Origin of the sequence: Cobetia sp. UCD-24C (assembly GCF_001306765.1) — a bacterium.
In the GTDB taxonomy this organism is placed as follows: domain Bacteria; phylum Pseudomonadota; class Gammaproteobacteria; order Pseudomonadales; family Halomonadaceae; genus Cobetia; species Cobetia amphilecti.
On the sequence record NZ_LJTD01000018.1, the window covers coordinates 1 to 13,595 of the forward strand.

Below are 13,595 nucleotides of genomic sequence, written 5' to 3' on the forward strand. Positions count from 1 at the left end.
AGGAAGAGGCCAGCCTCAAGGGCGAGAGCCCTGCCATGCAGGAGCTGGCGCATATCATCGCGCGCGTTGCTCCCGCGCCCTCGCCGGTGCTGATTCTGGGGGAATCCGGCACCGGCAAGGAGCTGGCGGCGCGTGATCTGCATCGCCTGTCCGGTCGGCGCGGCGCCTTCGTCCCGGTCAACTGCGGCGCCATCAGCCCGGAGCTGTTGGAGAGCGAGCTGTTCGGCCACCTCAAGGGGGCCTTCACCGGCGCGCACCGTGGCCGTGATGGCCTGTTCAGCTTCGCCGATGGCGGCACGCTGTTCCTGGATGAAATCGGCGAGATGCCATTGGCAATGCAGGCCAAGCTGTTGCGAGTGCTGGAGACGCGCCGCGTGCGCCCCGTCGGCGGCGAGCAGGAACAGGCGGTGGACGTGCGTATCGTGGCCGCCACTCACCGCACACTGGAGACGGAAGTGGCCGCGGGCCGCTTCCGCGAAGACCTCTACTATCGCCTCAACGTGTTGAGCCTGACACTGCCGGCCCTGCGCGAGCGCCCGGAGGACATCCCGGCGCTGGCTCAGCACTTCTCGCGCCAGCTGTCGCGTGAGCTCAACCTCCCCGCCGTGCCCTGGCAGCATTCTGATCTCACTCGCCTGTGCCACTATTCCTGGCCCGGCAATGTGCGGGAACTCAAGAACGTCATCGAGCGCGCCTTGCTGCTCGGCCGCCTGCCCGGCGATACCCTGCCGGTCGACAGTCAGGCCGCACAGGTATCAGGCCGCCCAGCATGGGATGACAGCGGAGACGCGACCACCTCCGCCGAGGAAGAGGCCAGCCTCAAGGGCGAGAGCCCTGCCATGCAGGAGCTGGCGCATATCATCGCGCGCGTTGCTCCCGCGCCCTCGCCGGTGCTGATTCTGGGGGAATCCGGCACCGGCAAGGAGCTGGCGGCGCGTGATCTGCATCGCCTGTCCGGTCGGCGCGGCGCCTTCGTCCCGGTCAACTGCGGCGCCATCAGCCCGGAGCTGTTGGAGAGCGAGCTGTTCGGCCACCTCAAGGGGGCCTTCACCTGACACTGGCGCCGCTGCTGGCGCTGATGCTGGCGCTGGTCGGCCTGACCGCCTACTGGACCACGGCCTATACCGACCGCCAGCTGTACATGAACGTGCGCAGCGATCTTGATGTCGCCAGCCGCACGCTGCAGAGCCAGCATCAGCGCCTGCGTGATGGCCTGGAGGCGATGCGCCGTAACCTGCGCCAGCTGGTGGCACCCGATGAGCAGACCGCGCAGTTGTTGCCACGCCTGGTGCCGCGCCTGGATACCATGCGGGACACCCTCAATGCCGACTGGCTGCGCTGGCTGCCCACCGAGCAGCTGCGCCAGACGCCAGGCGTCGCCGCGCTGATTCCGCAACTGGCGCGCGGCGAAAGCCTGGATGGACTCGACATGCTGTCCAGCGACTCACTGGCGACGCTGGACCCTGCCCTTGCCGAGCGCGCGCGCCTTGCGCTGCGCCAGACGCCCTACGCACAACCCAGTGCCCGCCGCGAGGAAAACCGCGGCATGCTGCTGAGGGCGCTGGTGCCCATCCTCGATGGCGAGGGCAAGCTGCTGGGCGCGCTGGATGCGGGCCGCCTGCTCAACCGTGATCCGCGTCTGGTCGATGAGATCCGCGATCTGCTCTACGGCCCCGGCACCCTGCCGGAAGATGGCACCGGCACCATCACCCTGTTTCTCGATGATGTTCGCATCGCCACCAATGTCACCGACGCCAGCGGCGAGCGCGCGCTGGGCACGCGCGCCTCGCTGGAGGTGAAGCGTCAGGTGATCGGCAATGGCGAGCGCTATATCAATCGTGCCTTCGTGGTTCGTGACTGGTTCGTGGCCGCCTATGCCCCGCTGGATTCCCTGGATGGCCAGCGGATAGGCATGATCTACGCGGGCTATCCGCAGGCACCCTACGCGCGACTCTATCGCGAGACGCTGACGCATATCAGCCTGGTGCTGATCGCGGTCAGTCTGTTGGGGGTGTTGCTGGTGTGGAGCAGCATCGAGCGCCTGATGCAGCCGATCCGACAGATCCGCCGTGTGGTGCATGCAGTGCGTGATACCCCCTCACAGGAGGGCTTGCGCATAGGCCCGCTGTCCTCACTGGGGCCGGCGCAGCGACACGGTGATGAGCTGGATGAACTGGCCGAGGAATTCGACGCCATGCTGGCGCGACTGGAAGCGCACCGCCACGAGATACAGCTCGCGGCCCAGACGCTGGAAGCCCAGGTGGAGGATCGCACCCGCGACCTGAGCGCCCAGACCGCCACGCTGCGCGAACGCAGTCAGGCCCTGGAAGAGCACGTCCGCCTGCTGCGTGAAGCGCGTGCGCGCCTGCTGACCCGCGAGAAACTGGCGGCGCTGGGCGAACTGACGGCGGGTATCGGCCACGAGATCAACAACCCCGCCGCGGTGATTCTCGGTCACGTCGAGTTGATCGAGGTGATTCTCGGTGAACAGGCCGAGCCGGTGCGCGAGGAAATCGCCACCATCATCCATCAGGTCGAGCGCATTCGCGCGCTGGTCGACAACCTGCGTCAGTACGCACGCGACCCGCTCGCCTCAAACGACATTGGCGACGGCAACTCACTGACACCGTCACTCGGTGCGCCTCACCTCAGCCAGATTCATCCCGACGAGGCGATCCACAGTGTCGAGGTGCTGGTCAGGCACGCGCTGGATCATCATGGACATCAATTGCAGCATGAGCTGGCGGCGACCCGCTTGATCGAGGCCGATCGCGCGCAACTGACCCAGGTGCTGGTCAATCTGCTGATCAACGCCATCGAGATGGCGCCTGCGCCGGATACGCTGTGCATCACCAGCCGTGATCGTGATGCGGCGCTGGCCGTAATGAATGGTGAGCCAAACAGCCGTCCGGATACGTCAGCCTCAGCGCCAGCCTCAGTGCCAGCGCCAACAGCGGAGCTCGCCCCCGTGGCGGGAGTCGAGATACGCGTCATCGATCACGGCGCTGGCGTGCCCGAGCATCTCAAGTCGCGCATCTTCACGCCCTTCTTCACCACGCGCGCCAATGGCTCGGGCATCGGGCTGTCGGTCTCATCGGGCTTGATCACCCAGCTGGGGGGCAGGCTATGGCAGGAAGATACCCCCGATGGCGGCGCCACCTTCTGCCTGTGGTTGCCGTGCATCGCACGCCGGCATCATGAGGATGATCAAGGGCGCCATCTGCTCGAGACGCTCAGCGCCGGGGGCAGCAGTCGCTCGCCTTGAGCCACACGCAAGAAATGAACTCACCTGGGCGTGGCGAGGTGCACTGCCACGCACTCTCACCCGCGTGCTAGCCTGCGCGCATGCTCACTCAATCAGGCACCACTGATGTCGCACGATAGCTCCCGTACTGCCCCCGAACCTCTCACTGCCGGCAAGGCAGATCAGCCCACTGACGACGAAAAAATGGCAGGCGAGGAAATGGCAGCGTCTCGCACGCTGGGCAAGCGGCTGCGCGAACTGCGCACGCGTCATGGCCTCTCTCAGCGTGAACTGGCCAAGCGCGCCCAGGTGACCAATTCGACCATCTCGCAGGTCGAGCAGGACGCGGTCAGCCCTTCCGTCAGCTCGCTGAACAAGATTCTCGAGGTATTCCCGATCTCGCTGAGCGACTTCTTCAGCGATGAGGTGCCCGCCGCACCCCCACGCATCCTGCGTGACAGCGAGCATGAGCCGATCGCGGGCTGTGGACCGGGACTCACGCTGCGACGCATTGATCAATCCCGGCAGACATCGCCACAGCCCCAGATCGAGCTGGGCAGCCTCGCACCGGGGTGCAGCGCCTACCTGCAGGCCGCGCATGACAGCCTGGTGCTGGTCACGCATGGCGCACTGTGTATCGAGTTCGCCGAGACGGCGGCCTGCCAGGAGGCACTTCTCGAATGTGGTGATGCTGCGCGACTGCATGCCGGGGAGCGCTATCAACTGCACTGGCGCAAGCCGGCGGCGTCGCAAGCCGCCAGCGGTGAAATTACCTACCACGGGACCTCCGACGCTGCCGAGGCCCCAGACTGCCAGTGGCTATGCATCGCACAGAGTCGCTAGGCCGGCATTCGCTCGAGAGCTGCTCGGCCCTGCCAGCTCGGCCCTGGCCAGCACGCCCTTGACCAGTAAGTCCCAAGCCAGCTCGACCGAGTGGGCGTGAAGCGCGCCGCTAGCCTCTTGCAGCGCGGGAGTGAGGCTGGTCCGCAGCATCAGGCGACTGCTCGCGCACCTCATCCCAGGGGTCATTGGTGGCCGGCTCGGCCAGGAAGCGCTCCACCATGGTGTGCGGGCAGAAATCTGCCAACCATTCCTCGCGAACCGGATAGCCCTCCTCTGCCAACAACTCGTTCATGCGTCGCGCGAGGCCTTCGGCGGAATGCGGCGCGATGGCGTGTTCCAGCTCGCCCTTGAGGATCTCGCGTATTCCGCCACGGCAATCCACCGAGACTACCGGTGTGCCGCAGGCAAGCGCCTCCATCAGTACGATACCCATGCCCTCGACACGCGAGCTGAGCACGAATAGCTTGGCGGCACGCATCCAAGCATAGGGGTTGTCACGCTGACCGGCGAAGATCACCCGCTCTGAGATACCAAGCCTCTCAGCCTGGGCTTCCAGGGCTTCCCGGCAATTGCCCGCCCCCACGATCACCAGCGGCTCCTTCGGATTGGCCAGGGCATAAGCCTCGAGCAACAGGGCGTGGTCTTTCTGCGGCACTAGACGCGCCACATTGAGAATGAAGGGTTCAGCGGGGATATCCGGCTCATCCATGGCGGCCTGCTCGCGGATCCGGGTGATCGGACAGGCATTGACGATCGTCTCGATATGCGCCGGAGTCACCCCGTGCTGGCGAGCAATGTCACGTGCCCCCTGCGCCACATCCTCGGACACCGCCACCAGATGCTTGTCCTCCAGCAGACAGCGGGCAAACATGCGCTGCTTCCACTGCGGGCCGGTAAAGTTGACGCGATTTTCCAGCACGTAACGTGCACGGGAATCCTTGAACCCCCACACCTGCTCGAAGGTTCCCAGGCCACGGAAGATGATGCGGTCAACCTTGCCGTGTTTCTGCTCGAATTCCTCGAGCCAAGCGGCGAATTCCTCGCCACCAGCCTTGCCGACCCACACGAAATTGGAGCGGCGGATGACGGGATTGAGCACCAGACGTGACGCCAGTGTCGTCAGGGCGCCGCCGACGGAACGCTGGACGCGCTGCTGAATCGGCACGATGTGCTGCTGGACGCTGGCATCCTGCGGTTCAAGCACCTGATCACGACCGCGCCAGATGACCATATGCGTCTCGTGGTCATTCGCGGCCAGACTGTCGGCAAGATTGACCGCCACTCGCTCCATGCCGCCCATTTTCAGGCTTCTCACTACGACCAGGGTACGCAAGCATCACTCCTTCGAATGTCCGCCAGTACCGCCTTGTGTCGCGTGCAAGACATGCGAAAACGATAGCTGGCGTCTGGTGGGAAAACGAAAAATGCAACTCACGTGTGCCAGTCACTCAGCACACGGGAGTTGCATTTATCTGAACCGTCATTCGCGTAAATGTTCCCTGCGACCACTCATCAAATGGTAATCATTCTCCCTCTTTCGCCGGCGGCAGAATCAGGTTGAGCACGATGCCCAGAATGGCGGCCAGGCTCACGCCCTGCAGCGTGAACTGACCACCACCGACCTGCATGCCACCGATCCCGAACACCAGGATCAAGGAGGCGATCACCAGATTGCGCGGTGCGGTCAGTGAATCCCCCGCGCGCACCAGCGTGTTCATGCCGACCACCGCGATCGAGCCGAACAGCAGGCACATGATGCCGCCCATCACTGGCGTGGGGATCGTCTGCAGCACGGCGCCGACCTTGCCGATGAAGGCCAGCGAAATTGCGACACAGGCCGCGACCGTCATCACGCGCGGATTGAAGTTGCGAGTCAGCATGACCGCGCCGGTCACTTCGGAATAGGTGGTATTGGGCGGACCACCGAACAGTGACGCTGCCGACGTCGCCAGGCCGTCGCCGAGCAGCGTGCGATGCAGCCCCGGCTTCTTCAGGTAGTCACGCCGTGTCACCGAGCCGATCGCCACCATGTCGCCGATGTGCTCGACGGCAGGCGCGATGGCGACAGGAATCATGAACAGAATGGCGGAAAATTCGAAGGTCGGCGCAGTGAAGCTTGGCAGCGCCAGCCACTCAGCGGCATGCACCGGCGAGAGGTCGATCACCCCCATCACCAGCCCCAGCCCATACCCCGTCAGGATACCGCCGAGGATCGGCACCAGGCGCAACATGCCACGCCCGAAGATCGACAGCACCAGCGTCACGCCAAGACTGGCCAATGACAATGTCAGCGCCTGAGCATGCGAGATGTTGTCGCTGAATTCGCCGGTGGCCATCTGCACTGCCGTCGGTGCCAGCGCCAGACCGATGACCATGATCACCGGACCGACCACGACGGCCGGCAGCAGACGATGCACGATGCCGACACCCTTGAGGCGGATGCCTTGCGCCAGCAGCACATAGACCAGCCCCGCGACGAACAAGCCGCCCATGGTGGCAGGAATGCCGAAGTTCGCGACCGAGCTCTGGATGGGCGCAATGAAGGCAAACGATGAGGCGAGGAAGACCGGCACGCTGGCCTTGGTCACGCACTGGAAGACCAGGGTGCCGACACCGGCCGTGAACAGGGCGACGTTGGGATCAAGCCCGGTCAGCAGCGGGACCAGCACCAGCGCACCAAAGGCGACGAACAGCATCTGCGCGCCGGTGACGAGCGTCGTCAGCGAGAACCCTTCCTGTTCCGGCAAGGGCACATGGGCAGACGACGCATGGGGAGAGGAGGTATCAGAGGACGGTGATGAAGACGACATGGCAGCACTTCTTTTCACGGGCGGAGGGGTCAACCGCCTGATCCTGACTGCTCAGACAGGTCAGACAGATACAAAAACGCCCCGCGCGGATGCGCAGGGCGTTGTCATCTCTGGCGGGCGCTCAGCGCGTGCCGAAGATCTTGTCACCGGCATCGCCGAGACCCGGCACGATGTAACCGTTCTCGTCGAGGCGGTCATCGACGGAGGCGGTGTAGATCTCGATGTCCGGGTAGGATTCCTGCACCTTGGCGATCCCCTCAGGCGCCGCGACCAGCACGATGACCTTGATCTGCTGGCAGCCCTTGGCCTTGAGCATGTCCAGCGTGGCGATCATGGAACCGCCGGTCGCCAGCATCGGGTCGATCACGATGGCCAGACGCTCGTCGAGATCTGACACGAACTTCTCGAAATACGGTACCGGCTCCAGCGTCTCTTCATCACGGTACAGGCCCACGACGCTGATGCGTGCCGGGGGAATCAGGTCCGTCACACCATCCAGCATGCCCAGGCCGGCGCGCAGGATCGGGACGATGGTCACTTTCTTGCCCTTGATGGTCTGGACATCCAGCTCGTTGCCGCTCCAGGCATCAATGGTGGTAGTTTCCAGCTCCAGGTCCTGGGTTGCCTCATAGGTCAACAGCTTGGCGACCTCACTGGCCAGCTCACGGAAGCTCTTGGTGCTGATGCCTGCTGCACGCATCAGGCCGAGCTTGTGCTGGACCAGTGGATGATTGATGGCATGGACGCTCATGGAAATACCTCTTGGGACAGAAGATGGTGCAAACGATACACAGCACTACCCCCGCCGGCTCGGACGATAGCAGCGGGGAGGCTGGTAAATTGAGCGCATTCTAGCGTAATACGCTCAACAAGTTAAGGTCGAAAATGGTTCTTGGTGTGGAGGTACGCTGCGCAAGGCAACATACATAATGACTAAACCATTATAACTTATTAGGTAATTTTTACCTATATGCTGATCTGACAGTGATTCAAATTAACAACTTTTTATATTATATACCAGAATACTGCAAAATCAAGAATCTTTCGAAATGATAGAAAAAGAGACTGGAGTATTGATATCGACGTCATTCAGCACTCGAGAACCAATGATATCATTCAAATATTTTGGAGCCACACCAAACCCAGGCCTTACACTCCGAACACACTCGCTAGTTATCCTTTCACCTTTCACCATACTTCTCACAAAATAGAGTGATCGTCTGAACTGTACATTCCCAACTTCACTGGACTTTCGACCATAGTTGACTTCACCCAGGGACTTCCAGGCAGTTTTCGTATCACGGCATAATGCCCGCAATTCTTCAGGCTCTATAGAAAAGCTATCATCAGGCCCACCACCATTACGATCCAACGTGAAATGCTTTTCAATCAGGCTTGCACCAAGAGCGACACTGGTAATAGCGGTAGTATTGTCTACGGTATGATCCGACAGACCCGTTACCAAGCCGAAACGGCTTATCATGTCGGCAATTGTATTCAAGTTATAATCTTCTGATGGTGCCGGGTATCCACTGACACAGTGCAATATCGCCAGCTGGTGACAGCCTGCACGTTGGGCAGTTTCAATAGCCTCCTGAATTTCTTCCAAATTTGCCATGCCCGTTGAAATAATCATCGGCTTACCCGTCTTGGCGACATACTCGATCAACGGTAAGTCAATAGCCTCAAAAGAAGCAATTTTATATGCTGGCGCACCAAGCTCTTCAAGAAGATCAACTGCTGTAGTGTCGAAGGGTGAACTAAAAATCGTGATCCCTAACTTTCGTGCATGCTCAAAAAGCGGCTGGTGCCACTCCCAAGGCATGTGAGCTTCTTCATAAAGCTCATAGAGAGTACGCCCGTCCCAGAGACCGCCTTTGATCTTGAACTCTTCACTGTTGCAGTCGAGGGTAATGGTATCGGGTCGGTAAGTCTGCAACTTGATAGCATCAGCACCTGCTTTGGCAGCCTCTTCGACAATACGCATGGCCGTTTCGAGCCTGCCATTATGGTTGGCGGAAAGTTCAGCGATAATATAGGGAGATTGATCAGGCGCGACACGGCGACCAGCGATCTCGATAGAGGGGACTGTCATGTAACGTCATGCTCCTTGCTGCAATTGCCATTCGCTACGAAAGAGCCCGAAGCCAATGACATCGTGATAAGTATTTCCATCAAAGTGATGGTCTCTTAATAATGACTCGCGCACAAATCCGAAACGCTCGTGAAACGCTAGCGAGCGTTGATTGCTGGCAAGAGCTTCACCACAAAGTTTATGCAGACCAAGCTGATCAAACGCGAATTCCAAAGCGACTTCCCCAAGCGCTTGACCGCTGCCTCGCGGTGCCTCAGGAGCAAGATAGAACCCCCATACAGCGCGATGCGGCTCATCATTTTCCAGCTGAATGCTGACAAACCCAAATGGCTGGCCATTTGCTTCAGCCAGCATGAGATGCCGATTTGGGTCGTGCTGTGAACGCTTGAACCAAGCGCGATGCTCCCCCTCAGAAATCTCATGCTGTGTGTACATGTAACGCCGAACATCAGGATGGTTACGCCATTGACGTACCAAGAAGAGATCGGCCTCCTCGAGAGTGCGTAAAGTTGCGGGTAATATCATCTATACTTTGACTCCCCATTTAGAGCCCGGCAGAGGGCCAGCGTTCCGCCGCCAGAGGTCAGTTGAGCAGCAGCTACGCTCATTTCATACAAGGCATGAGGAACCTGAAGGGCTGATAAATGTCGAGACAGCCCCTCGACCAACTGCTCTTGGTTGCCTAGACAAACCGCCGCGCCCTCCATATCCAGCGCCTTGGCAATAGATTTCTGATTCTCGGCCAGTACCAGCATGAGAGTAGGCAGCCCTAGGCAACAGCGCTCCCAGGAAGTACTACCTGCGGCACCAATTGCGAGGTCAGCCTCGGCCATCCGCCTCGCCATATCTGATACATTGACGACCACCTCGGTGAACCACGGGAGCTCCCCGGCTCTAGCCTTGACCTCTCTCAACCAAGGCGCGGTGGCACCCATGACTACGGTAATCTCGAGATCATGTGGCAAGTTGCAGTCGTTCAGAGCGTCAAGTACGCGACAGGTTGCATTGTCCTTGTCGACACCACCAAGGCTGATCAACATTCGCTTGATCGTCGGGCGTCGGAGCCGCCGAGTCAGACTGCTCTCACGACGCTCAGCAAACTCCGGCCGCAATACGGCATGCTGTGGTCCCGCCAACACTTGGCATTCCACTGGCACCAATCCAGCATAGTCTTCTGATTGGCGACCCAGATTTTGATCAAGTAGCAGGTGGGCAAGATGGGGACGATCCGCCAGGTCATCTATGACGAGCAAACGGGTTCGAGCGGGCAATACCGCAGCTTCCCAGCGAGCATCCAGTGCGTAGTGGTCCACGACAAGCCAGTCTGGAGCCAAACTCCGCAGCAGAGTGGCACAGGCCTCGGCATCCTGCTGCCATGACACACCCAGCCAATGCGCGTGGCTCGGCTGAGGACTCCCGGACGCATCATCAATGTCCTGCTGGCTCCACACAGGCAATCGATGGATAACAAAGCCCCGCGCCTGAATGGTATCGATCAAATGCCCAACATGTTCACGGCAAAGAAAGTGGCACTGGACACCCTGCGCCTTGAGAGTTTCGGCAAGCGTGAGGCAGCGCATGACATGACCAGTGCCAATCTCGACTGAGGCGTCTACACGAAAAACCACCACAGGGGAGGGAGGCTGACTTGTCTCACCACTCATTTCTCTGCACCCCGCTCCAATGCCATCTCGGCCTGCCAGGCTTGGAATAGCCACTCGGCGCGCTTCCAATCTTCAGGAGTATCGATGTCCTGTACCCGATGGCGCGGTAGCCTTACCGGCACGGCACGCTGAGTGAAGATCGCTTTGCCGGCAACCCAGGCTTCTGCGCGCCCCCAGTAGAATTGCCCAGCGTCGTGCCAGGCTTCCTCGAGGTCCTGAGAGCGCGTGGTGAAATGCTCTGGTTGAAACATTGTGACACGACTGTCAGACGTCAAGCGCAAGGCTCGCTGGATAGGGAATGCATAACTTGTGACTGAGAAGGCATAGTCTGCATCGCCACTTAGTAGCGCGAGCAAACCTGCTTTCAAATCATGTGGCTGAACAAAAGGTGCGGTTGCATAGAGACAGCACACCGACTGAGACGACTCACCCTGTTCGCGAAGCCAATCAATCGCATGAGCGATCACCGGGATGGTGCCAGTGTGATCGTCAGAGAGTGCGGCGGGACGACGGAACGGTGCCTCCGCGCCATTGGCTTCCGCTACGGCAGCGATTTCATCATCATCAGTCGAGACGATCACACGCGCGAAACATCCGCTGTCCAACGCGGCTTTGATAGACCAAGCGATCATGGGCTTGCCAGCAAATTCCCGTATATTCTTGCGCGGAATCCGCTTGCTACCGCCCCTCGCGGGGATTATAGCGACCGGGCCAGCAACAGCGAGATTACTCATACCACCTCCATTGCCCGGCGCAAGGCAACAATCACGTTGTCCTGCTGTATATCACTCATGATGGGGTATAAAGGCAGGCTGATGGCCTGCTCGTAATAGCGCTCAGCCTCAGGGAAGTCGCCCGCCCGGAAGCCAAAATCCCGATAATAGGGCTGGGTATGCACAGGGATATAGTGCAGATTGACTCCAACCCCCTGCTCGCGCAGGGCATCGAAGACTTCCCGATGGGTCACACGGACTTGGTCAAGCTCGAGACGAATGACGTAAAGATGGCGACCAGAATAGCTATCGGGATGCTGATACGGGATCATCACGGGCAGATCGGCCAACAATTGATCATAACGATCTGCAAGGCTGTTACGCTTCGCCACATAAACATCCAGGCGCTCAAGCTGGGACAACCCTAACGCGGCCTGCAATTCAGTCATACGGTAGTTAAAGCCCAAGGCAACCTGCTGGTAGTACCATGAGCCATCGGCTTCGTGGCTCATCAATGCAGGATCACGAGTCACCCCGTGGCTCCGGAGCAGGTCCATGCTACGAGCCAGAGCATCATCATTGGTCAGTGCCATCCCCCCCTCTGCGGACGTGATGATCTTCACCGGGTGAAAACTGAACACTGTGATATCACTATAGCGACCGCTACCGATGTACTCGTTTTTATACTGACCACCAATGGCATGTGACGCATCTTCAATGATGCGAAAGCCATATCGCTGCCCCAAGGCATGGATTGCCTGCATGTCGCAGGGCTGCCCGCACAGGTGCACGGCCACTACCACCTTTGGCAGACGCTCGGCACGTTCGGCTTGCTCAAGCTTGGCTTCCAACGCTTTGGGACAGAGATTATAGGTATGCGGATCAATATCCACGAAGTCGACCTGAGCTCCACAATACAAACCACAGTTGGCGGAAGCCACAAAGGTGATCGGGGTAGTCCATAGCCAATCGCCCCGCCCCAAGCCCAATGCCAGGCAGGCAATATGCAAGGCTGATGTAGCGCTATTCACAGCCAAGGCGTGTCGTGCCCCCACCTTATTAGCGACTGCCTGCTCGAAGCGCGGCACCACGGGGCCCTGTGTCAGAAAATCTGACTGCAAGACGTCCAGCACGGCATCAATATCGGCCTGCTGGATATCCTGACGTCCATAGGGAATCATTCAGATAGCTCCGATCTTGTCCCAGTTAGTATCTATCCAGGCTTCGAGCTCGCCTTCACTCATCCACTCACTGTTGCTGTCACTGGAATAGACAAACCCTTCCGGCACCTTCCTGCCATCCTTGATACGATTGGCATCTTGATCCCAACTATTGATGGCCGGCAGAATCTTGAAGTGCTCAGGATACTCATAGGTGTAATAAGCATCTTCAGCGCCAATCATTTGCTCGTGAAGCTTCTCTCCGGGACGAATGCCGACGACTTCCTGCTTAGCCTCCGGCGCAACGACACGCCCAAGGTCGGTGACTTTCATGGAAGGAATCTTCTTGACGTAAATCTCTCCACCTTCCATGTCTTCGAAAGCATGCCAGACCAACTCGACGCCCTGCTCCAGAGAGATCATGAAGCGTGTCATACGATCATCCGTGATTGGCAGCACTCCCTTGTCACGAATGGACATGAAAAATGGAATCACTGAACCGCGCGAGCCCATCACATTGCCATATCGCACTACTGAAAAGCGTGTTTCATGGCCACCTGCGTAGGAATTGCCTGAAACGAACAGCTTATCGGATGTCAGCTTGGTAGCACCGTAAAGGTTGATCGGGCTGCTAGCCTTGTCAGTAGACAGTGCGACGACCTTTTTTACGCCTTTGTCGATGCACGCGTCAATCAGGTTCATTGCGCCTTGAACATTGGTCTTCACGCACTCGAAGGGATTGTACTCGGCAGTGGGCACGATCTTGGTGGCGGCCGCATGGACGACATAATCGACGCCATCCAGAGCACGGTATACCCGGTCTCGGTCACGCACATCACCTATGAAGAAACGCACACGAGAATCACCCTGGAACTTCTTGGCCATTTCCCACTGTTTCATTTCATCACGTGAAAAAATGATAACCCTCTTGGGATTATATTTCTCCAACAACATTGGGATGAATGTGTGACCAAAAGACCCAGTACCACCTGTCACTAAAATCGATGCATTATCGAACATACCCTACCGCCCTCAACAAAGATTAAATTTATAAAAATTATAACAC

Annotated in this window: 11 protein-coding genes and 2 pseudogenes; 4 read left to right on the forward strand and 9 right to left on the reverse strand. The window is 59.2% G+C overall.

All coding sequences use genetic code 11. The annotated features are described in order from the left end of the window. Positions 1-35 precede the first annotated feature (35 nt). The 4 genes and pseudogenes from AOG28_RS18905 to AOG28_RS17020 form a co-directional block, all read left to right on the forward strand. Positions 36-647: pseudogene (locus tag AOG28_RS18905) on the forward strand (sigma 54-interacting transcriptional regulator); the annotation flags it as partial. 177 nt (positions 648-824) lie between these two features. Continuing rightward, positions 825-1,052: pseudogene (locus AOG28_RS18365) on the forward strand (sigma 54-interacting transcriptional regulator); the annotation flags it as partial. Positions 1,053-1,078: 26 nt separating this feature from the next. Further along, a complete protein-coding gene (locus AOG28_RS17015; RefSeq protein WP_054557294.1) occupies positions 1,079-3,265 on the forward strand; it encodes a cache domain-containing protein in 2,187 nt (728 codons plus the stop codon). A 198-nt stretch (positions 3,266-3,463) separates the two neighbouring features. Continuing rightward, positions 3,464-4,087 carry a helix-turn-helix domain-containing protein gene (locus AOG28_RS17020; protein ID WP_054557295.1) on the forward strand — a complete coding sequence of 208 codons (624 nt, stop codon included), beginning with the start codon at positions 3,464-3,466 and terminating at the stop codon, positions 4,085-4,087. 109 nt (positions 4,088-4,196) lie between these two features. On the opposite strand, the gene AOG28_RS17025 is transcribed toward AOG28_RS17020, so the two are convergent. The 9 genes from AOG28_RS17025 to pseB form a co-directional block, all read right to left on the reverse strand. Further along, positions 4,197-5,420 carry a glycosyltransferase gene (locus tag AOG28_RS17025; protein ID WP_235507074.1) on the reverse strand — a complete coding sequence of 408 codons (1,224 nt, stop codon included), beginning with the start codon at positions 5,418-5,420 and terminating at the stop codon, positions 4,197-4,199. Between the two features lie 190 nt (positions 5,421-5,610). After that, a complete protein-coding gene (locus AOG28_RS17030; RefSeq protein WP_082388952.1) occupies positions 5,611-6,897 on the reverse strand; it encodes a uracil-xanthine permease family protein in 1,287 nt (428 codons plus the stop codon). A gap of 121 nt (positions 6,898-7,018) precedes the next feature. Continuing rightward, the gene (gene upp, locus AOG28_RS17035) at positions 7,019-7,648 is read right to left on the reverse strand and encodes a uracil phosphoribosyltransferase (RefSeq protein ID WP_043335602.1); all 630 of its coding nucleotides are present in this window, start codon (positions 7,646-7,648) and stop codon (positions 7,019-7,021) included. Positions 7,649-7,930: 282 nt separating this feature from the next. After that, entirely contained in the window at positions 7,931-8,992 is a 1,062-nt protein-coding gene (gene pseI / locus AOG28_RS18035) for a pseudaminic acid synthase (protein ID WP_082388953.1), read from the reverse strand. Positions 8,993-8,998: 6 nt separating this feature from the next. Further along, the gene (gene pseH / locus AOG28_RS18040; protein ID WP_082388954.1) at positions 8,999-9,517 is read right to left on the reverse strand and encodes a UDP-4-amino-4,6-dideoxy-N-acetyl-beta-L-altrosamine N-acetyltransferase; all 519 of its coding nucleotides are present in this window, start codon (positions 9,515-9,517) and stop codon (positions 8,999-9,001) included. Next, a complete protein-coding gene (gene pseG / locus AOG28_RS17050) occupies positions 9,514-10,656 on the reverse strand; it encodes a UDP-2,4-diacetamido-2,4,6-trideoxy-beta-L-altropyranose hydrolase (protein WP_054557298.1) in 1,143 nt (380 codons plus the stop codon). Before pseG ends, pseH begins: the two co-directional genes overlap by 4 nt. Further along, entirely contained in the window at positions 10,653-11,390 is a 738-nt protein-coding gene (pseF, locus tag AOG28_RS17055; protein ID WP_054557299.1) for a pseudaminic acid cytidylyltransferase, read from the reverse strand. Before pseF ends, pseG begins: the two co-directional genes overlap by 4 nt. Continuing rightward, on the reverse strand, positions 11,387-12,550 hold the full coding sequence (gene pseC / locus AOG28_RS17060; RefSeq protein WP_054557300.1) for a UDP-4-amino-4,6-dideoxy-N-acetyl-beta-L-altrosamine transaminase: 1,164 nt from the start codon (positions 12,548-12,550) through the stop codon (positions 11,387-11,389). The genes pseF and pseC overlap by 4 nt, the downstream gene beginning before the upstream one ends. Then, positions 12,551-13,549, reverse strand: coding sequence for a UDP-N-acetylglucosamine 4,6-dehydratase (inverting) (pseB, locus tag AOG28_RS17065; protein ID WP_054557301.1), 999 nt, complete (start codon positions 13,547-13,549; stop codon positions 12,551-12,553). Positions 13,550-13,595: the final 46 nt, after the last annotated feature.

Excerpts from the sequence above, each read along its gene's own strand:
- AOG28_RS17015 (WP_054557294.1), top strand. The coding sequence starts at position 1,079 with ATGCTGGCGCTGGTCGGCCTGACCGCCTACTGGACCACGGCCTATACC.
- AOG28_RS17020 (WP_054557295.1), top strand. The coding sequence starts at position 3,464 with ATGGCAGCGTCTCGCACGCTGGGCAAGCGGCTGCGCGAACTGCGCACG.
- AOG28_RS17030 (WP_082388952.1), bottom strand. The coding sequence starts at position 6,897 with ATGTCGTCTTCATCACCGTCCTCTGATACCTCCTCTCCCCATGCGTCG.
- upp (WP_043335602.1), bottom strand. The coding sequence starts at position 7,648 with ATGAGCGTCCATGCCATCAATCATCCACTGGTCCAGCACAAGCTCGGC.
- pseI (WP_082388953.1), bottom strand. The coding sequence starts at position 8,992 with ATGACAGTCCCCTCTATCGAGATCGCTGGTCGCCGTGTCGCGCCTGAT.
- pseH (WP_082388954.1), bottom strand. The coding sequence starts at position 9,517 with ATGATATTACCCGCAACTTTACGCACTCTCGAGGAGGCCGATCTCTTC.
- pseG (WP_054557298.1), bottom strand. The coding sequence starts at position 10,656 with ATGAGTGGTGAGACAAGTCAGCCTCCCTCCCCTGTGGTGGTTTTTCGT.
- pseF (WP_054557299.1), bottom strand. The coding sequence starts at position 11,390 with ATGAGTAATCTCGCTGTTGCTGGCCCGGTCGCTATAATCCCCGCGAGG.
- pseC (WP_054557300.1), bottom strand. The coding sequence starts at position 12,550 with ATGATTCCCTATGGACGTCAGGATATCCAGCAGGCCGATATTGATGCC.
- pseB (WP_054557301.1), bottom strand. The coding sequence starts at position 13,549 with ATGTTCGATAATGCATCGATTTTAGTGACAGGTGGTACTGGGTCTTTT.